Annotated in this window: 29 protein-coding genes; 9 read left to right on the top strand and 20 right to left on the bottom strand. The window is 37.0% G+C overall.

Annotated features, from left to right (window positions below):
* Positions 1-26 precede the first annotated feature (26 nt).
* Complete coding sequence (locus SUSAZ_07790; protein AHC51856.1) at positions 27-1,091, top strand: ferritin, CCC1; 1,065 nt, start codon at positions 27-29, stop codon at positions 1,089-1,091.
* Between the two features lie 20 nt (positions 1,092-1,111).
* On the opposite strand, the gene SUSAZ_07785 is transcribed toward SUSAZ_07790, so the two are convergent.
* Both SUSAZ_07785 and SUSAZ_07780 read right to left on the bottom strand, forming a co-directional pair.
* Positions 1,112-2,260, bottom strand: coding sequence for a succinyl-diaminopimelate desuccinylase (locus SUSAZ_07785; GenBank protein AHC51855.1), 1,149 nt, complete (start codon positions 2,258-2,260; stop codon positions 1,112-1,114).
* Between the two features lie 18 nt (positions 2,261-2,278).
* Entirely contained in the window at positions 2,279-2,794 is a 516-nt protein-coding gene (locus tag SUSAZ_07780; GenBank protein ID AHC51854.1) for an NADH dehydrogenase subunit B, read from the bottom strand.
* 205 nt (positions 2,795-2,999) lie between these two features.
* Between SUSAZ_07780 and SUSAZ_07775 the strand changes: the two genes are divergently transcribed.
* Positions 3,000-4,058 (top strand): translation factor Sua5, encoded by a 1,059-nt coding sequence (locus SUSAZ_07775; protein ID AHC51853.1) that lies wholly within the window; start codon positions 3,000-3,002, stop codon positions 4,056-4,058.
* Positions 4,045-4,737 (top strand): biotin--acetyl-CoA-carboxylase ligase, encoded by a 693-nt coding sequence (locus SUSAZ_07770; protein AHC51852.1) that lies wholly within the window; start codon positions 4,045-4,047, stop codon positions 4,735-4,737. The genes SUSAZ_07775 and SUSAZ_07770 overlap by 14 nt, the downstream gene beginning before the upstream one ends.
* Here the strand turns inward: SUSAZ_07770 and SUSAZ_07765 are convergent.
* Genes SUSAZ_07765 through SUSAZ_07755 form a run of 3 tightly spaced genes read right to left on the bottom strand, consistent with a single transcriptional unit; the run spans position 4,723 to position 7,780 of the window.
* Entirely contained in the window at positions 4,723-5,151 is a 429-nt protein-coding gene (locus SUSAZ_07765) for a universal stress protein A (GenBank protein AHC51851.1), read from the bottom strand. The genes SUSAZ_07770 and SUSAZ_07765 overlap by 15 nt on opposite strands.
* Before the next feature lie 42 nt (positions 5,152-5,193).
* Positions 5,194-6,441 (bottom strand): hypothetical protein, encoded by a 1,248-nt coding sequence (locus SUSAZ_07760; GenBank protein AHC51850.1) that lies wholly within the window; start codon positions 6,439-6,441, stop codon positions 5,194-5,196.
* Positions 6,434-7,780, bottom strand: a complete 1,347-nt coding sequence (locus tag SUSAZ_07755) for a Zn-dependent protease (protein AHC51849.1) — start codon at positions 7,778-7,780, stop codon at positions 6,434-6,436. Before SUSAZ_07755 ends, SUSAZ_07760 begins: the two co-directional genes overlap by 8 nt.
* 77 nt (positions 7,781-7,857) lie before the next feature.
* Here SUSAZ_07755 and SUSAZ_07750 point away from each other — a divergent pair, with 77 nt between their 5' ends.
* Both SUSAZ_07750 and SUSAZ_07745 read left to right on the top strand, forming a co-directional pair.
* The gene (locus tag SUSAZ_07750; GenBank protein AHC51848.1) at positions 7,858-8,526 is read left to right on the top strand and encodes a tRNA synthetase subunit beta; all 669 of its coding nucleotides are present in this window, start codon (positions 7,858-7,860) and stop codon (positions 8,524-8,526) included.
* Positions 8,523-9,437: a homoserine dehydrogenase gene (locus SUSAZ_07745; protein AHC51847.1), complete on the top strand. Its 915-nt coding sequence runs from the start codon at positions 8,523-8,525 to the stop codon at positions 9,435-9,437. Before SUSAZ_07750 ends, SUSAZ_07745 begins: the two co-directional genes overlap by 4 nt.
* A 229-nt stretch (positions 9,438-9,666) precedes the next feature.
* On the opposite strand, the gene SUSAZ_07740 is transcribed toward SUSAZ_07745, so the two are convergent.
* Together SUSAZ_07740 and SUSAZ_07735 are read right to left on the bottom strand one after the other, a co-directional pair.
* Positions 9,667-10,524: a protoheme IX farnesyltransferase gene (locus SUSAZ_07740; GenBank protein ID AHC51846.1), complete on the bottom strand. Its 858-nt coding sequence runs from the start codon at positions 10,522-10,524 to the stop codon at positions 9,667-9,669.
* Positions 10,525-10,598: 74 nt separating this feature from the next.
* Positions 10,599-11,150, bottom strand: a complete 552-nt coding sequence (locus SUSAZ_07735; GenBank protein ID AHC52546.1) for a hypothetical protein — start codon at positions 11,148-11,150, stop codon at positions 10,599-10,601.
* 84 nt (positions 11,151-11,234) lie between these two features.
* Here SUSAZ_07735 and SUSAZ_07730 point away from each other — a divergent pair, with 84 nt between their 5' ends.
* Positions 11,235-12,008, top strand: coding sequence for a crotonase (locus SUSAZ_07730; protein ID AHC51845.1), 774 nt, complete (start codon positions 11,235-11,237; stop codon positions 12,006-12,008).
* 2 nt (positions 12,009-12,010) lie between these two features.
* On the opposite strand, the gene SUSAZ_07725 is transcribed toward SUSAZ_07730, so the two are convergent.
* From SUSAZ_07725 to SUSAZ_07710, 4 genes are all read right to left on the bottom strand, one after another.
* Positions 12,011-13,066, bottom strand: coding sequence for a hypothetical protein (locus SUSAZ_07725; GenBank protein AHC51844.1), 1,056 nt, complete (start codon positions 13,064-13,066; stop codon positions 12,011-12,013).
* A 32-nt stretch (positions 13,067-13,098) separates the two neighbouring features.
* The gene (locus tag SUSAZ_07720; protein AHC52545.1) at positions 13,099-13,446 is read right to left on the bottom strand and encodes a hypothetical protein; all 348 of its coding nucleotides are present in this window, start codon (positions 13,444-13,446) and stop codon (positions 13,099-13,101) included.
* Between the two features lie 402 nt (positions 13,447-13,848).
* Entirely contained in the window at positions 13,849-14,337 is a 489-nt protein-coding gene (locus tag SUSAZ_07715; GenBank protein AHC51843.1) for an adenosine monophosphate-protein transferase, read from the bottom strand.
* Positions 14,338-14,420: 83 nt separating this feature from the next.
* A complete protein-coding gene (locus SUSAZ_07710; protein AHC51842.1) occupies positions 14,421-14,810 on the bottom strand; it encodes a hypothetical protein in 390 nt (129 codons plus the stop codon).
* A gap of 51 nt (positions 14,811-14,861) precedes the next feature.
* Between SUSAZ_07710 and SUSAZ_07705 the strand changes: the two genes are divergently transcribed.
* On the top strand, positions 14,862-15,434 hold the full coding sequence (locus tag SUSAZ_07705) for a membrane protein (protein ID AHC51841.1): 573 nt from the start codon (positions 14,862-14,864) through the stop codon (positions 15,432-15,434).
* Here the strand turns inward: SUSAZ_07705 and SUSAZ_07700 are convergent.
* A complete protein-coding gene (locus SUSAZ_07700) occupies positions 15,431-15,616 on the bottom strand; it encodes a hypothetical protein (protein ID AHC51840.1) in 186 nt (61 codons plus the stop codon). The genes SUSAZ_07705 and SUSAZ_07700 overlap by 4 nt on opposite strands.
* Before the next feature lie 40 nt (positions 15,617-15,656).
* Between SUSAZ_07700 and SUSAZ_07695 the strand changes: the two genes are divergently transcribed.
* Complete coding sequence (locus tag SUSAZ_07695) at positions 15,657-16,223, top strand: cupin (protein ID AHC51839.1); 567 nt, start codon at positions 15,657-15,659, stop codon at positions 16,221-16,223.
* Between the two features lie 57 nt (positions 16,224-16,280).
* On the opposite strand, the gene SUSAZ_07690 is transcribed toward SUSAZ_07695, so the two are convergent.
* Positions 16,281-17,243 carry a 3-hydroxyacyl-CoA dehydrogenase gene (locus SUSAZ_07690; protein AHC51838.1) on the bottom strand — a complete coding sequence of 321 codons (963 nt, stop codon included), beginning with the start codon at positions 17,241-17,243 and terminating at the stop codon, positions 16,281-16,283.
* Between the two features lie 93 nt (positions 17,244-17,336).
* On the opposite strand from SUSAZ_07690, the gene SUSAZ_07685 reads away from it, so the two are divergent.
* A complete protein-coding gene (locus tag SUSAZ_07685; protein AHC51837.1) occupies positions 17,337-17,924 on the top strand; it encodes a haloacid dehalogenase in 588 nt (195 codons plus the stop codon).
* Here SUSAZ_07685 and SUSAZ_07680 read toward each other — a convergent pair.
* The 7 genes from SUSAZ_07680 to SUSAZ_07650 all read right to left on the bottom strand — a co-directional run bounded on the left by SUSAZ_07680 (position 17,912) and on the right by SUSAZ_07650 (position 26,308).
* Positions 17,912-18,760, bottom strand: coding sequence for a 30S ribosomal protein S6 modification protein (locus SUSAZ_07680; GenBank protein AHC51836.1), 849 nt, complete (start codon positions 18,758-18,760; stop codon positions 17,912-17,914). The two genes, SUSAZ_07685 and SUSAZ_07680, sit on opposite strands and share 13 nt — an antisense overlap.
* On the bottom strand, positions 18,757-21,915 hold the full coding sequence (locus SUSAZ_07675) for a carbamoyl phosphate synthase large subunit (GenBank protein AHC51835.1): 3,159 nt from the start codon (positions 21,913-21,915) through the stop codon (positions 18,757-18,759). The genes SUSAZ_07680 and SUSAZ_07675 overlap by 4 nt, the downstream gene beginning before the upstream one ends.
* The gene (locus SUSAZ_07670) at positions 21,908-23,023 is read right to left on the bottom strand and encodes a carbamoyl phosphate synthase small subunit (GenBank protein ID AHC51834.1); all 1,116 of its coding nucleotides are present in this window, start codon (positions 23,021-23,023) and stop codon (positions 21,908-21,910) included. Before SUSAZ_07670 ends, SUSAZ_07675 begins: the two co-directional genes overlap by 8 nt.
* The gene (locus tag SUSAZ_07665; protein AHC51833.1) at positions 23,007-24,347 is read right to left on the bottom strand and encodes an argininosuccinate lyase; all 1,341 of its coding nucleotides are present in this window, start codon (positions 24,345-24,347) and stop codon (positions 23,007-23,009) included. The genes SUSAZ_07670 and SUSAZ_07665 overlap by 17 nt, the downstream gene beginning before the upstream one ends.
* Positions 24,348-25,523, bottom strand: coding sequence for an argininosuccinate synthase (locus SUSAZ_07660; protein AHC51832.1), 1,176 nt, complete (start codon positions 25,521-25,523; stop codon positions 24,348-24,350).
* Positions 25,524-25,600: 77 nt separating this feature from the next.
* A complete protein-coding gene (locus SUSAZ_07655; protein ID AHC51831.1) occupies positions 25,601-25,759 on the bottom strand; it encodes a CopG family transcripitonal regulator in 159 nt (52 codons plus the stop codon).
* Positions 25,760-25,861: 102 nt separating this feature from the next.
* Positions 25,862-26,308 (bottom strand): hypothetical protein, encoded by a 447-nt coding sequence (locus SUSAZ_07650; GenBank protein ID AHC51830.1) that lies wholly within the window; start codon positions 26,306-26,308, stop codon positions 25,862-25,864.
* Between the last annotated feature and the right edge of the window lie 26 nt (positions 26,309-26,334).

Here is a 26,334-nt window from a genome sequence, read left to right as displayed (position 1 = left end):
TAGTTTCTGATATCTATTTTTACTTTATGAGTAGTAACCTATCGAAGAACTACAAAGATGAACTCTTCGATAGAGAAGTTTACAGAGAATTAGCAAAGGATGAGAAGGACAATTACGCCAAGGAGTGCCTTTTGAAATTGGCTGAGATGGAGGAAAAACATGCAGAAGTATGGAGGGAGATTGCCGATAGGAAGGGACTAGGCTTAGAACAGTTAAGAAAAATTGATAGATTAAGAATAAAATTTTACAAAGCTTTCAGGAAAATATTTGGTTTACAGCTCACAATAAAGTTACTTGAATCCAGGGAGAATGAGAGTATCAACAAATATCTGTCATTAGCTAGAACTGAGGAGTTCACTCAACAGGAAAGGCAAAAAATCAGGGAAATTGCAATAGATGAAGCTGTTCATGAGGAGTTATTGGGTAGACTTAAAGCCAAAGATGTTGGAGATTTCATATACGGTATAAGTGATGGTTTAGTTGAGGTTCTAGCGGCAACCTCCGGTATTGCAGGTGCAGTAGGAAACCCTCTCTTTGTGGCTGTTTCGGGACTAATTGTGGGAGCCTCTGGCACATTATCAATGAGCATAGGTGCTTATCTGTCAACCAAGTCAAGTAAAGAGATTAACCAAATAAAGAGGAAAAGGATAGAGGAAGCTAAAGCAATAGACAAGAATGAAGTTATGGACAGATTGTCTGAGGTATTAGTGGATATGGGTGTAAAAGAAGAGGTGGCAGAAAAGCTATCGCCTAGACTGGTGGATGTTGCAGAGGATATCATATCTCCAGAGACTGACGAAAGTCCTAGAAAGAGTGCCTTGATAACAGGGTTGTCTTATATTGTAGGTGCAGTGATCCCTGTTATAACATACCTTTTAGGGTTAAGCGGACTAGCAGGGTTAATATCCTCCTACTTGGTATCAGGATTGGCAATATTTACAGTGGGATCGTTGATAGGCTTGATAAGTGAAGTGAACCCAGTCAAAAAAGGAGCAGAAATGATGGTATTAGGCATAGGAGCTGCTATAGCTACACATCTGCTAGGAGTCCTAGCAGCTCATTTCCTACCCCCAGGAATACTACCATCTTAAATAGTTTTTTCTTTAAAAAATTAAATTGAAAGTAAATATTCCCTTATAACTTTATATGCGTTTATTACCTCCTTGAAACTCACAAACTCGTTGTAAGTGTGTGCAACGCCTAACTCTCCGGGTCCGTAAACTATTGCAGGAATTCCTTTGTTCCTAAAATAGCGTCCGTCTGTAGCGCCGGTTATGATATAATTCTTAGGTCTTATTCCTAAGGTCTTACTTATCGTTACTTCAAGCTTTTTAACATAAGGATTTTCAGGGTTCGTATAGTTAGGTTCAGATAGGTCAATTGGTTCCACCTCACTCTCACTTACCAACCTCTTAACTAGTGATAAAGCCTCTGAATTTTTGATACCAGGTGGAATTCTCATATCCACTTCAGCCTCAGCGTAATCAGGGACTACATTTACCTTTACGCCACCTTTAATTACTCCAGGATTGAAAGATATAGATACGTAATCCCTCTCCACTTCAGATGAAGCTCTAGCTGAAATCGCATCCCTTAGTTCGCTAGGTATAGGTATTTTCACATCCCTTATCTTCTCCAAATTCATTAGATCCCTAACAATTTTCATAATAGCGTTATCACCAAGAGAAGGAAGGCTACCGTGAGCAACTTTACCCTTAGACTTTAACTTAACCTGAAGAAGTCCTTTCTCTCCTATATTTATCCATTCAGACCCTGAGGGTTCTGAAACCAATACTAAATTAGGCTTATATTTCTCTGCAAGATGCTTAGCGCCATGAAAACCACCACTTTCCTCATCAGGGACTGCAGTAAACACCAGGTTATAGTCTAATTTGTCCGCTAACTCAACGAAGACTTTCATTTGGGCTGCTAAACCGCTCTTCATATCAGAAGAGCCTCTTCCGTAAATCTTGTCTTCAAGTATTAGACCTGAGAAGGGATCATAAGTCCAGCTTTTTAAATCTCCTGTAGGAACAACATCATAATGTCCATTCAGCATTATAGACTTATCACTCTTCTTACCATTACTAACAATAATGTTTGGCCATCCCTTATCAAATTCTACTACTTCAGCATTATAACCGTGGTCAGAGAAATACCCTCTTATAAAATTCGCACAGTCTCTTAAACCTTCTCCATGAGGTGGGTTTACACTAGGAATTTTCACTAGTGCAGATACCAGTTTTAATAGGTCGTCCATATTAAAAATGAGGAAACTCTATTTATTAAGAGTTCCGTTATTAGATCTAATCCTCTTCTGAAGTAGCAATACGGCTCTTGCTAATGCCTCAGGTCTTGTTGGGCAACCTGGCGCGTAGATATCTACAGGAATTCCTAAATCTGAGGGTAAAACAGTATTGTAAGAGTTCCAGAAAATACCACCCTCTAATGCACATGCGCCCATAGCTATTACGAATTTGGGCTCTGGCATCTGATCATATACAATCTTCGCAGCTCTACCCATCTTTCTAGTTAATGTACCTTCAATTACTAGTAAGTTAGTCTGTCTCGCTGAGGAAAATGGTAAAACACCATATCTTTCTGCATCAAACCTTGCCGCTGCAAATGCGCCAAACTCTGTCCCACAGCAACTTGTTGTTAGATGAGGAGGCCATAACGAGAATGATGTACCCCAGTCTTTCAAACTCTTTATTGGTTTCCTATTCAGTAACCAATTAACAACTTTTTTTGATACTTCTTCAAGGTTTCCTGTTAATAATAACTCTTCTGTCATCTTAACATCATCAATAAGCTATATTCTAACAGTTACTAAAATACCTTTGCATTAAAGAGTTTTAACACTTTCATCATTTATCAGCGATCACCTCACTAATCACCTTTCATAGATTTCAGAGCAGAGCGCCGAAGCCATCAAACTAGCTTTCGTTGGTTCCTCATCACTAAAAATCTTATTTTCTCATGAACTATTATACTTTATCATGACTCTTGTGCTCAAAGTTGACCCACTGAACCCTGAGATACAGAAGATCAGGGAAGCCTCTGAAGTCATAAAAAGAGGTGGACTAGTGTCATTTCCCACAGAGACTGTTTATGGATTGGGAGCTAATGCATATGACGGTAATGCTTGTCTGAAGATCTTTCAAGCGAAAAACAGACCACCTGACAATCCATTGATAGTTCATATAGCAGAGCTTGATCAACTCTTTGATGTAGCAATAGATATGAATGAAAAAGTATTGGAAATAGTTCAAGTTATTTGGCCTGGTCCATTGACATTAATTTTGAAAAAGAGTAACAAAATACCAAAAGAAGTATCAGCAGGGCTAGACACAGTGGCGGTGCGAATGCCTGCTCATCCAATAGCTCTACAATTGATTAGAGAAAGTGGTGTTCCCATAGCCGCGCCCAGTGCTAATCTCGCCACAAGACCAAGTCCCACAAGGGCAGAAGATGTACTTAATGACCTTAATGGAAAAGTGGATATTATAATAGACGGTGGACACACATTCTTTGGCGTTGAGTCTACAATAGTTAATGTGACCTCGAATCCTCCCACACTTCTAAGACCAGGACCATTTACTGTTGAAGAGCTGGGGAGTTTCTTTCCCGATATTCAGGTTCCTGAGTTTGCCAGGGGTTTGGGAGAAGCTGATATCGCCCTAGCCCCCGGAATGAAATACAGACATTATGCGCCTACCAAGAAAATCATACTGATAGAAAATAGAAGTTTAATGAGAAAAGTGGTTGATTTATTATCAGCCAAATACAAAGTTACCGTACTTATAACCAAAGAGTTAATAAACGAATACAAGGACAAGGACATAATCGTATTGGGAAGTGATGAGAACCTATATGAAGTTGCAAGAAATCTCTTCGAGTCGTTTCGACTACTTGAGAACAGAGATACTGAAATAGGTGTTATGGTAGGTTTTCCTGAAAGAGGTGTAGGACTAGCCATAATGAACAGAGCAAGGAAAGCCTCAGGATTCAACATCATACAGAAGTTGGAGGATGTGTACAAGTATGTTAATATTTAAGTTCCCTAGTGTCACTTCAACACAAGATTTAGCTGAAGTAATATACTATATGATCAACGCAGAGGAGTTTGTGGTCACAGCAGAGGAGCAAACAAACGCTAGAGGAAGATATAGAAGAGAATGGTATTCCCCTAAGGGTGGTTTATGGATTACTTACGTAGTGAAGAATTACAATGTAGATAAGGTTCCCTTCTTGACTCTAAAAGCATCATTAGGAATAAGAAACGCGCTAGCCAAATATGTTAACGCAGGAATAAGATGGCCTAATGATATTGTAGTAGGCAATAAGAAGATAGCTGGAGTATTAATAGAGGGGATAGCTGAGGGGAGCTCTGGAACCGTATTTATAGGTGCGGGCATTGATACAAATGTGACGAAATTTCCTGAGGATATAATGGCTACTTCCATATTACTTGAAACAGGAAAGGAGGTAGATAATGACGAGCTACTAAATGAGATTATAAACTCTATTAAGAATATCATGAATCTCGACGACAGGACTACTATAGATAAAATTAATGAGGTGTTGCAAATCAAAGATAAAAAAATAAGGATAATAGGACAAGACTGGGAAAAAATTTGTAAAACCTTATTCGTAGATTACTACGGCAGATTGGTTACAGACTGTGGAATATTTGAAGTGGAGGAGGTAATGAGGGTAGAGTCACTTGACAATTAACACCGGAATTCTTGATTCTTGAGCAATTTTTGTGGATACACTCCCTAAAAGGAGACGCTTGAAAGTAGATAGACCTCTACTTCCTGTCACAATTAGACTGGCACCACTTTTACTTGAGTACTCTACAATAGAAGATGCTGGATCTCCCTCGAGTACTATACCATCAACCTCTTTAACGCCTTGATTTGTGGCTTTATTCTTAGCGTTCTCCACATCACTCTTAGCCTTAGAGTAAACTTGTTGGATCAAGTCATTTGGTACAGGTGCAAGACCCATTCCAAGTAATGCTGAAGTATCTACCACTTGAACAACATCTAACTTAGCGTCATACTTCTTTGCTAAATCTATGGCAACATCTAATGCCCTATTAGCGTTATCAGAACCATCATATGCTACAACTATTTTTTTAAACATGCCCATCCACACATTATTATGATAGAGAAAAAATAAAAACTTTCATACTAGATTAACGCCGTTAAAAAACAAGGATTTAGTATGAACATTCCACACCATTTCCTTTTCACCTAGGGCTCCTATAATATTCTTCGCAAGATCTTTGATATTACCACTGATAGTTAGCTCTCTTAGAGCACTATCCTTATACCATGAGACTGAAGCTACTAACGAAAAATCTCCTGTATCGAAATTACTCGTATGGACTCCTTGAACTTCATCAACGACTATTGTCTCCTCATCTGCAGAGCTGGAGACTTGAATATCAATCACTGATGGCGAAATAGAAGGCAAAGTTGAATAACTCCTCCCTGCTGAATGTGTATTCTCTCTGTTAGCCCTTAATGACCAATATGTGTTAGATAGGAAATTCCTCACCATTCCTCTCTCTATGAGCTGCACAATTTTTGAGGGTAGACCCTCCCCATCAAAAGATCTACTACCAGGAGCATGGGAGAGTAATGGGTTATCAATTAGTGTTAGAGACTCATTCAAAATCTCCTCGTCCTTCAAAATACTTTTGCCTCTAAATTTATTCTCTAAGGATAAAGAGTGCATAAGGAGGGGAATAAATAATGAGGACACAGCTTTAGGGGTTAATATGACACTATTGAATTTTAACCTCTCTTTGCTCATATTTTTATATAAATTTCTCTTCATCACTATTTTATCCATAATACCCCTCTTGACGTCTAACTTCCCTATATCTCTACTGGAAATCCCCTCGTAAATTTCAGGAGATACGTAATCTCCGATTTTGAAATTATAAACTATTGACATACCTATAAGACTCCTTTCCTCTTCTACATCTATACCCTCTGTGCTTATGATCTTAATTTTACTATTCACAGCCTCATAGTACTCATTGACCACATTTGCATAATCCTTAGCTTCCTCAGTTTGCTTAGAAAACTCAAGTAATTTTTCTCTTGCATCTTCTATGTCAAAGAACTTCAAGTTGATCTTACTTACAGGCTTTGAATAAGGTAAGACGTTAAATTTATCTTCTTTAGATAACTTCATCGTTTCTATTGCCATCTCCAATAAACTCTCTTCTAATAAGTTTGAGTGCGCAAAACCTACTTTTCCATCCTTAATTACTCTAAGACCATAGCCTGAATCTCTTAGATTAAAAAAGTGAGCTTGTCTGTCTTTCTTATATTGTATTGAGGAGACTTCTACAGAATATATTTCAGCGGTTACACCCATATCCTTAGCTCTACTAATCAATGAATACTCGTCCTTAACCAACTACACCACCCACCTTAACCTTTTCAACCTTCACATATGAACCTCCTGTACCTACAGGAACAGATTGACCGTCTTTACCGCAAAAACCTGGAAAAATATTAAACTCCTTAGATACACTTACCACACTTTTTAGTGTCTCTAAAGTGTATCCAGATATTCCCACGGTCTTTAAAGGTTTACTTAGTTCCCCGTTTTCTATCAAGTATGACTCCTGGATACCAAATTGGAAAGTTCCGTCTGGACTAGTCTGTCCTCCACTTGGAGACACAAGTAAAATACCGTTTTTTGTTTCCCTTAATATCTCTTGATACGAAATATCTCCAGGAGCGAAATAAGTATTTCTCATTCTAATAAGAACAGGGCTCTTAAAGTCCTCCGACCTGGCATTACCAGTAGGTTTTTGACCTAAATATAATGAGTAAAACCTGTCTGTGAGAGATTCCTTTACCACGCCTTTGTCAATAATCTTCACATCTCTGCCTTCTACCCCTTCATCGTCATACAAAGTCACTCCTATTCCTTCAGGATATTGAACCAATGGTGAATCCATTATTGTCACAGAGTCAGGGGCTATTTTCTTGCCTCTTAAAGGAAATAATATACCGTTAGTTGAAAGGTCTGCCTCTGCCAAATGACCTATTGCCTCATGAGCGAAAACTCCTGAAACGTCTGGAGATAATATAACAGTGTAAAGACCAGCTTTAGGTGTCAAGCCAACAAATTGATTATTTATTCTCCTTTTCACAGTATCTAATATCTCCTCTTCATTGAACACTTCAAATGGATAACCTTGGTAGGAAAAATGACGATGATAGGCAGAAGATATAGTGTCTCCTTCCCTAGCTATTACATTTATAGAAATTCCAGATAGGTAGTATGATTGTTTTATTTCTCTACCTTCTGTGCTATAGTACTCCTTCCTAATTTCCTCTTCTGCGTACCTTATGGTAACGCTCTTAATTCTCGAATCAAGATCAAATATCTTTTGCCTTAGTCTCTTAAGATCCTCCATTTTCTCATGGACAGATTTACCAACCTCATATCTGGGTTTCAACACAACTTCGTCATGCTTAGAAGGGAGAAGTATTATGTTTACATTCTCGTTACCTACTGAGCTATTTATGGCTTGCTTTACATTTTCCTCCTCAATTTCCTTGGAAGATGAAAAATATCCCCAATTATTTCTATACAACACTCTCAAGGAATAACCTCTTTCAGTTCCATAACTACTCACTTGCTCTCTATCTTCAGTAACAACCAATGATAATCCCTTAGCTTTAAAGTAACGCAAATCCGCAAATATTGCACCATATGATTCAGCTTTAGCTAAAACATCCATGAATAATTATTTGTAACACTTGGGTAAAAGTTAATCTTCCATATAATCTTTAAAAACTTAACACTCATAAGTCTACTATGCTTCTGATTGAGGATAAGGCTAAGGCTTTGGGAATCTTCGTAGCTTATACTGAGGTTGAAGACATTAAATTTGGGAAAAGTACAGGGGAGTTAGAAACTGAGATAAAGATGGTAGAAGAAAAGTACAAAAACGAGAACCCAGAGAAGTTAAAGGAAAACACCATAATCAGAGCCTATAGAGACTTTTACTGGAAAATTGGAATAGATCCGACAAAAACTAGACCCAGTGGTGAAGCCTTAAGAAGGAGAATTAGTAGGAATGGTAGTATTCCAAGAATAAACAATATAGTGGACATTGGAAATTTAGTGAGTGCAGATACATTAGTTCCTATAGGAATTTATGATAAAGCTAGGTTTCAGTATCCAATATACCTTAAACTAAGTAGTGGGGGAGAACTATTCTATGCCATCGGCAGATCAGAGCCTGAAAAAATAGATCCAAACATACCAATACTAGTGGACAGTAAAGGAGTGGTTATGCATATCTATCCTCATCGAGATTCCACATTAACGAATGTAATTGAGACAACGAAAGATGTCCTAATAGTCTCAGCAGGTGTAAAAGGAGTGAATGAGGACCTAGTGATTTTAGCTTCTAAAAGAACAGCTGAACTTTTAGTAAAATACGCAAATGGTAAGTGGAATGGTGATGTAAAATTAGCATAAAAATACTTCTCTTAGGTTACGGAAATGTTGGTAAAGCCTTTAGGAGTTTAATTCATGAAAAAAAGAGTAAGATAAGGGAATTAAAGGATATTCAGATAGCTGGAGTAGTGACAAGTAAAGGTATCATGTTAGGTGATAAACAGGATTTTACGGTAGACTATAAGGGCGATATATTCTTAGCTTATGAGAAAGTAAATCCTGATGCTGTAATAGATACTTTACCAGCTAATTACAAGGATGGGTCTCCATCATTACAACTGTACATGATGGTGCTTAAAGATAATAGAATTGTGATAACCGCAAACAAGGCACCTCTTGCGTTGGCATTTAAAGACATAGTAGGAAAAGGAAGAGTTGGATTTCAGGCAACTGTTATGAGTGGAACACCTAGTATAAATCTATTCAGAGTGTTACCAGGAAGTGAAGTCAAGAGAATTAGAGGTATTTTGAACGGAACAACAAATTACATACTCACCAAAATGTACAATGGTCTTAGTTTTAAGGAAGCCCTTAAGGAGGCCCAGTCACTAGGTTATGCAGAGTCAGACCCAACAAATGATATAAGTGGATTTGATGCAGGTGCAAAACTCACCATATTAGCCAATTTAATGCTTAACTTGGACATAACCATAAGGGATGTGAAAATAGAAGGTATACAGAATTTAGATTCTGCAAACAGAGATAATAAAAAAATCAAACTAATAGCTTATGCAGACGAAAAAACTGTCCAGGTAAGACCGGTTCCATTATCGCCTGAGGATCCGCTATTCAGTGTGGATGGAGTCGAGAATGGATTAGAGATATCTACAGATATTCAGACCATAGTAATTAGAGGACCAGGGGCAGGACCAAAGAATGCAGCTTATGGATTACTATCAGATCTGATTTTAATGACGAGGGGATGGTATTAGATTTTAGACTAATGGTAAGAGAAATAAGTCTTTAACATTTTCTCAGCTGAAAAACTTCTCAGTATATTCTCTTTAATTACGCTTAACCTCTGTGACAGTAAAAATTGGTGTGAGTTCTAGAACATCTCTAGTAACATATTTGACACAATTAATACTCACAAAAGTCTATGAAGACTAGAGTACTTAATAATTTATAGAATCGAGCCACTCAAACCTTAACTGAATAATGTTACAAAATGAATGATATGACAGCAGCTATCATAACTATAGCCAAGTATGGTGCAGAGAACTTGTATGATATCCATGATTCCTCTGGAGTGGGATTCCTCATAAGCCTAACATTGAAGTACAACAAGACCGCAGTTGCAGCAAGCGTGATTATTACGTAAATCAAGTTAAGATATAACATGAGACCTAAGGCAAATGGAATCATTAGAATATTTGAAATTGCTATTGCTCTTGCTGCGGTTTTATCATCAACTATAGCTGGAAGCATTGGTATTTCTGCGTTGGCATAATCTCCTTTATACCTCAGTGCTAAAGCCCAAAAGTGTCCGGGTGTCCAAGCAAACACTAGTAGTCCTAAAAGTAGTGATTCAAGATTAAATGAGTTTGACGCAGCAGCATAACCAGCCCATGCAGCTGCACTTCCTGCAAATCCCCCTATAACTATGTTCAGCCAGGTTCGCGGCTTCAGGTAGTAAGAATATACAAATACGTATACTAGAGAACCCAATAGAATGAAAAAGGCTGTAAGGGGATTTGCTAACAATCCAATCAATGACCCTAAAGCACAGGCTATACCGCCTACCATATATGCCTCTTTTCTTCCAATCTCTCCTTTCACTGTGGGTCTCCAAGATGTTCTCTTCATCAGTTTATCCTTTTCTATTTCAAGCCCGCCATTTATTATCATTGAACCACCTGCTGCAATACTTCCCCCTATTAAAACGGGAATTAGGTTATACCAATTCCCCTTAAATGCAAGAATATATGAGGCAATGGCTACAACATCTAGCAGACTAACGACCTTAGGTTTCGCCAATTTAACATAGTCAATTAGTTTCCTCGATAACGTAACTGACATTAATATATCATGACGATTTGTAGTTTATAAAGTTTTTACTAAAAATATACAACAAGAATACTAATATGGAATTTTTAATAGCTCATTGTAACTTTCATATCAACATTTCTTTTCCCTCTTACAATAATCTCGATCTGTGTATCACCGCATTTTTTCCTCAGTAGTATCTCATTTTCCCTAGGTACAACTCTGAGATTACCACAATTATTTAATACTTTCAATTTTTGGTAGTAAGGAGGTCTGATCTTTTTCAACGATCTAGAGAATAGGTAATTAAACATCTCTGATGGGTTGTCAAATTTCAACTCTCCCACAGGGACTTTAAATATGACTTCAATGTAATATTCACTTACATTCACTTTGATATTTTCGTATACGCTACTAAACACATACCCTATTATAAGTGGAGCCACGGCAACAGCTACTAGTATCTCAGCAACGTAGGACTGCAGATAGTTATAAGTAATTAAGAATGTGGTAAGTAAACAGATACCTATTGTTAATGGTAGATATCTCAAGGTTTCCGTAAAATCCCTTAGATATCTTGATACCATAAATGATGATATACTGCTACCGCCAAAGGGTAAAGCACTTATCAGCGTATAGTAAATAGCCTTCCGGTCCATACATATCTTTTACTTTTTCCACCTAAAAAGTATTATCAAAAGTTGTAGTGAGGGTTTTTTAATTAGAAGTTATAGTATTTTTTTATGGAGACAATAATAGTAAAAACTGAACCACCATTCTTGCGAATCACATTAAATAGACCAGATAGATTGAATGCGATAAATAAAAAGATGATTGAAGAAATTAGGAGTATTCTGGAAGAGACAGTAAAGGACGAGAAAGTAAGAGTTGTAATATTTACAGGAAATGGTAGGGCTTTTAGTGCAGGTGCAGACATATCGCAATTTAAAGAGTTAGAAGGTTTGACAGCTTGGCAGTTTGCCATGAAAGGCAGAGAGCTTATGGACTACATCGAAAACTATCCTAAACCCACTATCGCAATGATTAACAGTTATGCTTTAGGTGGGGGTTTAGAATTAGCCTTAGCCTGTGACATTAGAATAGCTTCAGAGGAGGCTCAGTTAGGACTACCAGAAATTACGTTAGGAATTTATCCAGGATTTGGAGGAACGCAGCGATTACTAAAATTAGTGGGAAAAAGTAGAACCTTAGAGATGATAATGTTAGGCGAGAGAATATCAGCAAAGGATGCAGAGAGAATAGGTCTAGTAAATAGGGTAGTTCCTTCCAATGACCTAGAGAAGGAAACATTAAATTTAGCATCTAAATTGGCTGAAAGACCTCCTCTAGCTATTCAGCTATCAAAGCTTATTGTAAATCAGGGTATGAATTCACCAATCACTGTAGGATTAAATATGGAGAGTTTAGGATGGGGAGTAATCTTCACTACAAAGGATTCAAAAGAAGGTGTTAACGCATTCCTAGAGAAAAGAAAACCTAACTTCAAAGGAGAATAAAATTACAGGAAAACTGACTCAAATCTCTCGTCAAATGCATGCTTAGATAGTTTCCCTTCTATTGGTAACTTATATCCACAATACTTACATCTCATATCTTCCTTCAAATGCCACTCTAATATCCTGAAACCGTATCTCCTAATAACCATCTTACCGCAATTTGGGCAATAGGTATTCTCATAAGGATGACCTGGAATATTTCCTAGGTAAGCAAAGTTAAACCCAAACTCTTTTGCAACTTTGTAATGAGCCTCCAATGTCTTTACAGGAGTCCAGGGTAGATAATCTAGTTTGTAATCGGGATGAAACCTAAGAAAATGAACAGGTATATCTGGACCTAAAATATCATAGATCTTTTTCAGTAGAATTTTAGCAGATTCAAGGTTGTCTCCTATCTCAGGGATTATTAGATCAGTTATCTCCACGTGTATTCCTCTTTTACTAAGCTCTCTAATGGTTTCGAGTATGGGCTCAGGACCTGTAGCACCAGTGTACCTCTTCATAAACTTTTCCTCGCCATTACCCTTAAAGTCAACAGTAACTGCATTAAGGAAATCTTTAACGTAATCCACTAATTCAATACTCCAATAACCATTAGTAACCATTGTGTTAAATAGTCCATGCTTTCTAGCTACAACACCTGTATCATGAGCAAACTCTGCAAATATTGCTGGTTCATTGTAGGTATATGTAATCCCCTCACTTTCATAAGCTAGTGCCATCTCAACTATTTCTTCAGGGGAGATCTCTGTTCCCTCTGCTCTTCTCCTCTGGCTTATATCATAGTTCTGACAATACATACACATCCAATTACAACCAAACGTGGAGAATGAAAATACTTTTGACCCAGGATAGAAATGAACTAAAGGCTTTTTTTCTATGGGATCTATATGGGCTGCTGCCACTTTTCCATAGACATCTAAATACAATTTTCCTCCTTTCACAGATCTAATACCGCAAAAACCCACCTGATTTTCTCCAATCAGGCACTTCCTAGCACATGCTAGGCATCTTACTCTACCATTCTCAAATTTATATAAACTTGCCTCCTTTATCACAATTTAATTATTAGTCACTGAAGTAAAAAACCTCATCTACAAAACGAGATGTAAAAAATATCTTCATCACAAACATTATACTTCTTCATGTAGGACTTCTTAATTTCATCCTTTAGAATACTCCATTTCATCTCGTCAATGTAGTCCGCACTGTATATTAGATACACTAAGTTTGATCCGTCATCTAAATATTGGTCAACAACGACCGTTGAATATTCTTTGCCCTTGTCTTGTACCTCCACTATCTCAAGGTAAACGTCAACAGCTTCAGCTTTCTCGTTTAAGACCTTTAACGCAAGTTTTGAAATCTCATTGGATGATACAGGCTGTTCCACTTCATACTCAGTCTCCTTCGATTGCTCATAAAACTTCCTAAACATTTTTTAAACCTCAAAATTCAATTAATATCTACGAAAAGGGTAATTTATTACTATCCAAAATCTTTATATAGAGAAAATTTGAAGGAAGAACTCCGAGAAAAGGGAGTGAATGTAGTAGATGTAAGAGTATGCAAATACCTTGAGATTGATTTCTTTTATAGTGAAAAGGTTGTAGAGACGTTAGGTTCACCACTCTCTACAGATTGTGATAACTGTAAATTTCAAGATCTATTCTATGATTTTAAGTTTTGGGAAACACATGAAAATCTAGAGAAATTATGGAAAGTCGAGACAGACCCACAGAGGAAAAAATACCTACAAGCCTTAATTTTGATCTCCGCCTCAATGGTTAAATACTGCAAGGGGCAAATTCAGGTCTCTGATGACCTTATGAATAAGGCATTATCTCTTATATCCGATCTTCCTAAGGAACTCCTTCCTCTCTTTTATTTCAGCATCACCCTCAACTCCTAACGGAGTAAACCCATCCACGACACCTATTATACCCCTTCCCTGGTCTGTTTGGGCTACTAAAACTTGTAAAGGATTAGCAGTTGCCGCAAATATTCTCACAATTTCTTCGACACTCTTTATTCTATTAAGCACGTTTATGGGAAAACCATTTTTCAAGTAGACCACAAAAGTATGACCTGCTCCAATTGCCAGGGCAGTTTTTTGTGCTATTTTTATCAGCTCTTCGTCATTGCCATCCCATCTCACTAATCTTTTTCCACTGGCTTCGCAGAAAGCGATTCCAAATTTTATTGAAGTGCTGGACGACGCTAGTGCCTCATATAGGTCTTCTACTGTCTTTATAAAATGAGATTGCCCTATTATTACGTTAGTTCCCTCAGGTATTTCCACCCTTACAACATCAATTTTGACACTCATAATATTAAATTCTCTATCGGGGGTAAAAATTTTCTCAGCCGAGGACCACTACATCATACCTCAGTCGTACTCCGCGTTCATCATTATACCTTTAGATAAGCATAATTTAAAGTGACCTCAGTGTTCCCATTAACAGTTATACTCTTTGTGAGTTTAAATGTTGTGAAGAATATTGTATAGTTGCCTGGCTGAACATAGAATATAGCTATTCCCTGATTATTTGTGGAGGTCTGATTTAGATATTTTCCATTGTAGTATAACCATATAGGTGCAGATGCCAATGGCTGAGACCCACCAAAGGGACCATAATTAACTATAACCTGGACTTCAAGCATGTATTTTCCATCAACAGTAGAACCACCTAAATTGTTAACTTGAATTGTTGTCTTGTATGAACTTTCCGAAGCGTATACACCAACTGCAGTTATAAGTATAACAATTATCGCTAGGACTAGATAAAGCCTCTTATTCATAGCCACGTTATTATAATAACAGTAATATATAAGTTCACTCTAAAATACCCTGTGTCAAGTAAGCTTTTACTTGAAGCCTTTAAGATTGCTATTCGAGATAACCTACCACTACTCAGGAGGTACCTAATTCTTGGTGCATTTGACGGTATTCTTGTTGGTTTGAGTATACTAGTATCAACTGTCATAGTTGAGGCTAATTTCAACACTATACTATTGGGTATAATGTCAGGGCTAATAGGTGTAGCCATGTCGTCTTTATGCAATACCTTAGTTGTAGAAATCAAGGAGAAAGAATTAGAGCTGAGAAACCTAGAGAGACAAATACTGAAAAGCCTTAAGGGAACTATTATAGATTATTCGCAAAAAATAGGTATATTTCTGAACACATTAGTACATGGTTTATCTCCTTTCATCGGTGTCGTAATAATAGTATTTTACTACTTCTCTGAGAATATGTGGGTAACCATATTTCTGTCTTCTCTAATTTTATCCATTTTAGGATCCATTTACAGCGGAGAAATTAAGGAAAGAATAAACACTGCAATAATAATGCTAATCGCAGGTTTAGTAACTGCAGCACTTTCCATACTTCTAACAAAAACTTTGGGATCTCCAGTCCACTAAAGCCACCAACCTGTTATGCTCCAACAACCAAATCTATTATATAACTCTATACAACTCTTCTTGTCCCCATTCGCACACTTTTCACAAATAGCCCCGTAATCTTCTACTGTAGCTTTATCGCAAACAACCTTACCGCAAATTTCCACACACTTCCTATTTTCGTAATATATGTAACAATCCACTTATAGTCACCTTTTTAAACTATTTATACAATATAAGCATATGACTAAAGATATGCAACGAATCGATAAACAGTCTGAAATTATAACTGATAAGATTAAGAATGTAATAAGGGAAATAGAACAAAGTGATGAGGATCTTAAAGTAGTCGCCTTTATGGAACATACGAGCCCACCAGAAACTATTAAACCCAAAATAATAAAGTTTCATAAAGTTCTTGAACTACTAAGACTACTGGCTGATGATAATCCGATAGAAAAAGGTGTAGCAAAAGTTATGTTCCAATCCCCTACCACTGGGAGGGCAAAAGGATTAACTCCAACAATGATGGCAGGATTTCAGTATCTAAAACCAGGTTCAAAAACACAACCGCATTCACACAATATGGCGTCAATTTATTTGGTGGTGAGAGGAAAAGGTTACAGTATAATAGGTGGAAAGAAGGTAGAATGGGAAAATGGAGATGTATTTGTAGTACCAGCAAACCTACCTCATTACCATGTCAATACATCAGATACCGAGTCAATATTATTTGATGTAACAGACTCAGGATTATTAGAGAGTTTAGGTATATTAGAGTTCAGAGAAGAGAGCGAAAATAACACGTAATCCACAGCCAATTCCTTAGATAAAAATTCATATATATTAAGAAATTTCTGTATTATTCTATTTTTTTGCTCCTTTCTCCTTTAAGAATCTTAAGACATTTATTAAGTTTTCATCTCTCCATTTTGATAGTTCCTGAAAACTTTTGCCTTTTATGAACTGGTACTCTTTCATTTGATTTACAGCTTTTATAACACCTGTGTACGGGAACTTATCATATTTTGCAAGGGTATACATCCATTCATTCGCACCATATCCGAAGCCTCTACTGAAAAAGTACTCCAACCCACCCTCTCCTCCACCTAAATGATATGTTAGGAAGGGTCCCATGAATACCCATCTAAGCCCTATAGCAGCAGTTACAACTTTATCGATGTCCTCTACAGTTGCGACTCCCTCGTCAATAAGATGCACAGCTTCTCTAAATAGAGCAAATGCAAGCCTATTTCCTATAAATCCAGGAACTTCTTTTTTAAGAACAACAACTACCCTATTCAGTTTGTCCTCCATCAATTCTCTTGTAGATTGTATTACTTCCTCTGAAGTCTTTTCACCAGGCACTATTTCTACAAGAGGGAGAAGATGGGGAGGGTTCCAAGGATGTGCAATAATAGCTCTTTCTGGATGCCTTGACATGGACTTTTGGATTTCTGAGATTAATAACCCTGAGGTGCTACTGGCTATGATTACATCTTTGTCAAGCCTCTCATCCAATTCACCGAAAACTTTCTTCTTAACTCCATAATCTTCAATAACTGCCTCGATTATGAAATCCCCCTTCATAACGTCATTAAAATCTGTCGTGGGAGTTATGAATTGCATGTACTCTTCTGGGCTCTTATCCACTAGCTTATATTCATGCATAACTTGAAGATAACTTTTAATTTTAAGTAATCCTTTATCCAGGGTCTCCTTCTTCTCTGTGTAAAAGATATTTCTATACCCATGTACAGCTAATAAGGTACTCCAACCTGCTCCAATAATTCCTGCTCCCACAATAGAAACTACATTTACTTGTTTCATATTACTTTAAAAGTATAAAAAGTATAAGTATTTTTTGGATTACAAATAAAACGTCTCATTCACTATATATACTATTATTTACATTTTAATCTTATGGTAACAGAAACCTTAAAGACTTACATATCAACTGTCGTACCTAAGTTACAAGATAGATTTGATGCAAGGGAAAAAGCATTTTCAATATCAAGGGAGATCATTAGATACGCAGGAGAGGCAATATCTTTATCACACAGATTCCGAAAAGATGAGGCGTTAAACAAGTACAAACTAGCACTAGAAAAACTGGACAATTTGAAAAAGCTAATAGAAAAATACCCTGAATTACTCTATGGTGAAATAGCAACTGCGTTCCAGGAAGTTGCAGAGGCAACAATTGTCATATCAATATATTTCAATCAAAATTTGCTAATAGCCACAGATTTGGGAATACCTGACGCTTTCTACATCCTAGGTATAGCTGATGCTATAGGAGAACTAAGAAGAAAAACACTAGAGCATCTAAGGAAGAAAGAGTTAGAAGAAGCAGAAAAGACTTACCAAATGATGGAGGAATTATATGAGTTGTTATGGGAGTTGGAATATCCTAAAGCTCTTGTTCCTAATTTGAGGCAAAAAATAGATGCAATGAGAAGAGTCTTAGAAGAAACACACCATGATATATTTTTAGCTTACCTTAGGTAATTATTTCTCACATAGCTCACTAGCTCTTCCGCTACATCAATGTTGGTGGCCAACATAAATCCTTTGAACTCTGGAACGTCATTAAACTCGTTTATAACGTAATTTTTAGATTGATGCTCCATTATATCTATGGATACGAACTCTCCACCTATAATACTCGTAGCCTTTAATACAGTCTCTCTTAGTCTATGGTCTACCTCTATCTGCGATGGATAACCACCTAAAGCAATATTTGCTCTCCATTCGTTAGAAGGTATATTCCTAGCATAACAACCTAGAAGCTGACTACCTATCACAATACACCTTATGTCTCTGCTTTTGTAATTAATGTACTCCTGAATTATGTGAACTTTAAGAGCAGAGTTGCCCATTAACTCTCTATGTTCGATTATGGTTTTGCCTTCGAAAATGTCCCTTATGAGAGATACTAGTCTTCCCCAGCTACCTATGGGTGGTTTATCTATCAGTGGAAATCCTTTTTGTTCATAGGCTTTTAATGCAGCATCTGATGACATGGCAATTATAGAGTCAGGTATTGGTATGCCCTCTCTATACAACTTTGAGTATGTTAAAATCTTATCTCCACATAAACTAATGGTATCACTTGAGTTTATGGTGTGAACACCAGCTGATTCCAAAACTGCTGATGCGTAGAGCGCCCTATACATACTTATAGGTCTTATGATTGCCACATCATACCTGCCTAAGGCTTTGTTAAAAGGTAAGGGCTCTTGCGCCACATTAATTACATCATACTGTAATTGAAATTTTTCTAGTGCTTTAGCAATTAGTTTTTCCTCTTGTCTTACTATATCAACGACAAGCGCTACTCTCATATACCTGCCCCATACTCGCTTATTTCATAGAAAGTCATGTCACTTTTTCTTAATAAGAATGCCTTTGTCAACTCCTCACCTAACCTACCACTTAATATTATAGGTACGTTATAATCAACGGCAATACGCCTCACCTCATAATCTAAGCTTTTAAGATATCCATCGGTTACAACTATTTCAACTTTTCTGTCTTTAATTAGTTCTACGCTTTTACCACTACTTGTAACTTCATAACCATAGATAGGAGCATCAGAGAGAGTATAGACCGTCATACCGTATTCAGATAGGTTTCTTGCAGACGCTTGTAAGTACTCCAGATTAGATCTTCCATAAACTAAGGCAATACCTTTTTGATCAGGTAATCTATTTGGAGACGAAGACAGCCAGCTCTTCAGTAAAGCATCATAGAAATCTACACCTAACGATGCAGCTTCTCCAGTGCTTCTCATCTCAGGACCTAAGAAGGGATATGTGCCCTTCAACTGCGCCCATGAGAATTGAGCTGATTTGACTCCCCATGATTTTGCCTTAAGTTCAACAAACTCATCAAAGTCAAATCCCTTTATCACGCCTGTAAGAGCGAGGTCAATTATGTTCTTCCCAACTACCTTACTACTGAATGGCATAGATCTACTAGCTCTAAGGTTCATTTCAATAATGTAAGGAGTTCCGTTCTTAACTACGAATTGAACATTAAATGGACCCTTAATATTCAGTTCACGAGAAATTGAGTGAATTGACTCCTTCATTTTATGAACTGTTTCAGGACTTAGCTTCTTAAATGGTATACTAATGGTTGCATCGCCGCTATGCACTCCTGCCTCCTCTACATGCTCAAGTACAACACCATAAACACCTCTTCCATCAGAAGCACCATCTATCTCAGCTTCTATTGCATTATCAATATATTTAGATACTACCACAGGATGTTCTGAAGAGATCTCTGTGGCTTTCTTTATATAAGATACTAGTTCTGTGTCATTGTAAACTATTCTCATTGCTGAACCGCTAAGGACATAGCTTGGTCTGACCAAAACTGGATAACCAACCATATCTACAAATTTCCTTACCTCCTCTATTGATCTCGCAGATATCCATTCAGGCTGCTTTATGCCTAGCTTATCAAGTAGTCTCGAAAACTTTTCTCTATCCTCAGCTATATCCACACTGTGTCCAGAGGTACCCAGTAATTTGACACTATTCTCTTCAAGTTTCTTCGATATTGTATTCCCTATCTGACCTCCAGCGAATGTCGCAACATAGTTAAACTTCTCCTTCTTTACAAGATCTAAAATCCTTTCCACCGATATTTCATCAAAGTACAATTTCCTGGCGATATCCCAATCAGTTGAGACTGTTTCAGGATTATAATTAATTATTGTAACTTCATTAAAATACTTTGAGGCAGAGTCTAGTAGAGAAACTACACCCCAATCAAACTCTACTGATACACCTATTCTAAAACCACCTGCGCCGACAATAAGCAATTTTCTTATACCGTTGGAAAATTCAATGTCGTCCTCAGTTCCGTTATAAGTCACGTACAGGTAGTTTGTAACTGCAGGCCATTCGCCAGCTAGAGTATCTATTTGCTTAACCTTAGGCTCAATTCCATACTTTTGCCTCAGTTCCCTGATATCCTTCTCACTTAGACCTACTGCGTTAGCTATCTGATAATCACTAAAGCCTAAACGTTTAGCAATTGACAGCGTCTTCTGGTCTAATCCCTTATTGTTCTTTATGCTTTCATAGAAATCTACTAAATTCTTTATTTTGTTGAGGAAGAACTTATTAATACCAGTCACTTCATAAACTTCGTCAATAGTTGCACCCTCTTTAAAAGCCTTTGAAGCATAAAGGAACCAATATGGTCTTCTTTCCTTTAACATTCTTAATGAGTCAATTTTAGACATCTTCGAATTATACACTTTTCCGCCGATTATTCCAGGCTCTCCTAAGTCTAACATTCTAACGGCTTTCTGAAGAGCCTCTTCAAATGACCTACCTATACTCATTACCTCTCCTACACTCTTCATTTCAGTTGCTAAAGAGTGCTCGACATTCTCGAACTTATCAAGATCCCATCTAGGTATCTTTATTACCACATAATCTAAACTGGGCTCAAAACATGCACAAGTTGATCCAGAAACTTTGTTTAAGACCTCATACAGGTCATACCCTAAAGCTAGTTTGGCTGACACATAGGCTAGAGGATAACCTGTTGCTTTGCTAGCCAAAGCACTAGATCTCGACATTCTTGGATTAGTCTCTATTATATAATACTCATAAGCTATAGGATTCAGTGCGAATTGAACATTGCATTCACCTACTAGATCAATAGATTTAGCCACATCAATTGACATACTCCTCATGTCTTGGAACTCCTTATTATCCAAAGTTTGGCATGGCGCGATAACTGTTGACTCACCGGTGTGAACTCCCATTGGATCTAGATTCTCTATACACGCTATGACTGCTGAATTTCCATGTTTATCTCTCATTACCTCATACTCAAGTTCAATCCAATGGTGCAAGTACTTCTCTATGAGGACTTCATGAATATAACTCTGGCTTAATGCCCTACCAATATCTCTTTTCAGATCTTCTTCACTCCATGCCACCGTGGAGCCTCTTCCACCTAAGTTAAAGCTCACCCTGACCATTACAGGATAGCCTATCTGTCTTGCTTTCTCAAGTGCCTCCTCTTCTGATCTTGCAGAAAGGCTAGGAGGTACAGGTAGGTTAACGTTAATCATTGTTTCCCTGAATTTCTCCCTACTTAGGGCTCTTTCTATACCTTCTACAGGTGTACCTAGAACTTTTACGCCATATTTTTTCAGTATCTCCTTCTTGTATAAATCTACACCTACATTCAGTGCCGTTTGTCCACCAAAACCTATCATTATTGCATCTGGTCTCTCCTTCTCTATCACTTTCTCTACAGTCCACCAGGTGACGGGAATCATGTAGAGTTTATCTGCAAACTTTCTACTCGTCTGAACTGTCGCCACGTTAGAGTTTACTAATATTGTTTCTATCCCTTCTTCTTTCAGAGCCTTTAGTGCTTGACTTCCTGAGTAATCGAATTCTGCTGCCTCAGCTATTTTTATTGGACCTGAACCTATGACTAAAACTCTTTTTACGTTCTCACGCATCTCCTACCACCATTTTCTTAAATTTATCAAAAACCCAAGTTACATCCCATGGACCGGGTCTCGCCTCAGGGTGAAACTGAGTGGTAATTATGTTGTACTTTTCATGTATCCAACCCTCAACTGTTCCATCATCTGGATTGTAAAACCAAACACGTGTGTGAATAGGAATATCTTGTTTTGAAAGTATTGCGTAACCATGATTATGGGTGGTAATGTAGCTCTTTCCAGTAGTTGTATCTATAACAGGCTTGTTGATAGCTCTATGACCAAACTTCATCTTCTTAACTTTTCCTCCTAAAGCCATAGTAGCTATCTGGTGACCCAAACATATCCCTAATGTGGGAAGATTGTACTCAATTATCTCTCTGAAGTTTTTCACCAAATCAGTGAGAAGATTTGGATTCCCAGGACCATTACTAAACAGTAATCCTTTAGGATAAAAGTCCATTATCTTGTCTACATTGTAGTTGCAAGGAACTCTAACCACGGTAAATCCTCTCAAATACAACTGATATAAAATCCCGTGTTTAATTCCGCAATCAACTACAACTACAACATCACCGGTTTTACCTTGGTGAATTATAGGAGCCTTTGGTGAGGTATACTGAATAAAGTTCATTTCGTCATATTTTTTCTTCAAATATTCCTCTGGATCATTTACTTCAACACCTGAAGCGATTATTCCCATCATTACTCCTCTTGATCTAACTCTCTTTACAACTGCCCTAGTGTCTATTCCATAGACACCTGGAATTCCTTCGCTGAGAAGCCATTCATGTAAAGTTTGTTTTGAGTTCCACTTGAAAGGTTCTGTTAGTTCTGATATGACTAGACCTTCAGCTTGAATTCTCTCTGATTCAAAATTAGTGAGTATACCATTAACATAATTTTTCTCAGGAACACCATAATTTCCTATCAAGGGATGCGTAATTACAAGGATTTGCCCTTTATAGGAAGGATCAGTCAAACTCTCTGGGTAGCCATTCATGGACGTTGTAAACACTATTTCACCGACTCGTATACCCTTGGCACCAAAGCCTACTCCTTTCATTAAAGTTCCATCTTCTAGATATATGTATCCTGGTGTATCATTATTGTAATAATCCATCCTCTATCACCCCTAATTGACCCATTTTTTCTATAACGTTTTCCTTATATTGCTTAAATTTTTCATATTGACTATCGAGTCTCTTTTCTTTAATTTCAATTTCCTGCGTCAATATACTTGGATTGGGAGATCCAATTACCTTTTTATTTTCTATGGATTTTGTGTAAGAAATTCCAGCTACGAAAGTGCCCGCTTTAATCTTGTTTGCCACATCTATATAAGCTTTTCGATAGGGAATGCCGGAAATAGCCATTTCTTCAGCTAAATCAGTAGCTGTTAAGCCTTGTATTTCTCCAAAATTTTTGATTTGAATATTTTGAATTATGTCTCTTGTAATATGTATTGATGGTATCACATGTTTGATGCAATTCCAATAATGTTTATTCATCTCCTGCAGATCCAGATTATACCCAGAAGGTAAACCTTTATAAATCACTATTAATGACGATAAATCTCCATAACATTCTCCCACCTTTGTTCTCAAGATCTCCATCGTTACACTATTTCTTTTTTGGGGCATAAGGCTACTAGTACTGACATGACTATCTGGAAGTTTAATTATATTAACAAACATAGAAGACAGTAATATCATATCCTCGGCAAATCTTCCTAACACTAGCATTAGTAATGCCAGAGAGGATATGACACTAATGAAATCTATCCTTGAGGACGTTGACGATATTGTATTATAAAGTACATCATCAAAACCTAACAATTCAGCCTCTCTCTTCCTGTCTATCTTAACATTACTACCTACTATTGCTCCACTACCTAATGGACTTCTATTTATTAGTTTCAGGGAGTTAAACAAAGTCTCCCATGGTGTGTTTAACTCTTCTTCCAAATACATGAAGTAATGAGCCAAAGTAGTGGGTTGAGCAGGCTGGAAATGAGTATAAGATGGCATAATCGTGTTTAGGTTTTTCTTGGCCTGGTCAATTAAGGACTTTCTAAGTAAGTAAAGTTCTTCTAGGATGTCAAAAATATATTCTCTAGTTCTTAGTCTCAGGGCTGTAGCTACATGATCATTTCTACTGCGACCAAGTCCAACCCAACCTCCCTCTTCTCCTATATTCTTTATGATATAATCCTCTAAAGCTTCATGAACGTCTTCATAACCTGAGGAAGTATAATCTTTGAAAGAATTTATTGTACGAATGATCTTTTTTGCAGTATCCTTAGAGATGTAATTAGATAAGTATAGTTCTATACTGTGCGCCTTTAAAGTAAGCTTAACTTCTTCTACAATCTCTTTATCAGATTCACTAGAGGAAGTGTACGAAATTACAAAATCTTTATCTGAGCCCCATCTTCTATATAACATTCATATCCCTCTCGATTTTCTGGCTACCAATGAATGCATACCAAAGATCTCTATGAAACCTCTAGCCATCTCGTCAGATGGATACCAGCCCTTATTGTAACTTGCTATCTCCTCAGAAAATGGAGAGAACTTTCCTTTTCTGCCTAAGATTTTCATGTTACCATTTTCAATCTCAATGAATACCTCCCCAGAGATCCATTTATTTAGATTATCTCCAGCTAACTGGATAGTTTCTCGTAGAGGCTCAAACCACAGACCCTGATAAACCAGATCACTCCACTGACCATCAAGAGATCTCTTAAATCTAAATTCTAATGGAGTGTAAGTTGATTTCTCTAAGTCCTTATGAGCACTAATTAAAACTAGTGCTGCAGGTACCTCATAGACTTCCCTCGACTTAAAGCCCACTACTCTGTTTTCAAGATGTTCAACTCTTCCAAAACCTCTTGAACCAACGAGCTCATTAAGTACTTGAATAACCTTAAGTAAATCCATTTTTTCTCCATTGACTTCTACAGGAAGACCCTTATCAAAGGTTAAGGAAATCTTAAGTTTGTCATCTTTTGTCTTCTTAGTCCACTCAAATGCGTCCTCTGGAACCACCTTTGATGGATCAGAAATTATATCTCCTTCTATACTTCTTCCCCAAAGATTTTCATCTATACTATACTTACTACTTTCTGTCTTTATTGGAATTCCTTTCGATTTAGCATATTCGATTTCCTTATCCCTTGTCATATTCCATATTCTTGCAGGTGCTATGATCTTTGCCTCAGGGTACAATGCCTTTACCGCTAAATCAAATCTAACCTGATCATTACCTTTTGATGTTGAGCCGTGAGCGATTGCCTCTGCACCTATTTTCTTGGCTATTTCAACTACCTTTTCAACTATTAATGGTCTTGCCAAGGCTGTTGAAAGAGGGTATATATCTTCATATAAACCGTTCATCTTTATTGCATATGAGATATATCTTTCTGCAAAATCTTTCTTTGCATCTATAGTGTAATGTTTTATTGCACCTGCTATATAAGCTCTTTTTTCTATTTGATAAAAATCATCTTTTTGACCTACATCCACAGTAACTGTTGTAACATCAGCGTTGAAGGTTTCCCTTAACCATCTAATAGCTACAGTTGTATCTAATCCTCCTGAGTATGCAAGTACGATTTTCATTCCGCAAATTAAAATCAAAAAATGGTATTTAAGATGAGGAGATAATTAAAAATACGTTATTCTTGATATATAGAATGTTAAAGGACTCCTTTAGCCGTTGACCTCTTTCTCTTGACATAGTAGTCCAATGCTTGTTTTAGAAAATCTGTTCTGCTCTCTAAACCCATTTCAGATACAAAATAATCAATTTTGTTTACAACGTCTTCCCTGAGTCTGACGCTTACAACTTTTTTCATTCTCTCTCAAATAGAAAAAAGTAATTTAATAAATTAAAAGTCTTCCTTTTAAAGAGGACAACTAACTAAAAGGAGTATTACCTCAAAAAATTATCTCACTTATTAACTTACTGATGTAAGTATTATGGCTTGCTTTTCTTTCTTATATTCTTCTAATCTCTCCAACATTGTCTTTATTGTCGATGTAAGAATTTCCTTATGGTATTTTCTCACATGCTCTTCTGTATCCTCCTTAGGAATTGATGTATTACAGAGTGTACAATAATATAGATCTCCATCTGTTCTTTTAACTATCGGTTTAACGTCCTTTGATATGTCTTTAATAATCGGGAGAATCTTCTTAGCCCTTCCTTCGCTTCCGCTCTTTTCAATAATCCTTTGAGCATATCCTCTGAGTTGATGCTTTGATATTTGATACTCATACGCTACTGTAGCTGGACCTTCTCCTTTTACTAGGTATTTTTCTAATGCTTCTAGAATATAGTCGCTACCACCTAATATCTTTAGTGCGACATAATTTACTAAAGATTTTATATCCATTTGTTTCATATTAACCACTAGACACCCATATTGTA

The sequence above is a fragment of the Sulfolobus acidocaldarius SUSAZ genome (assembly GCA_000508305.1).
Lineage (GTDB): Archaea > Thermoproteota > Thermoprotei_A > Sulfolobales > Sulfolobaceae > Sulfolobus > Sulfolobus acidocaldarius_A.
The sequence above is the reverse complement of the archived record's forward strand: the minus strand, read 5'-3'. Positions and strand labels throughout refer to the sequence as shown.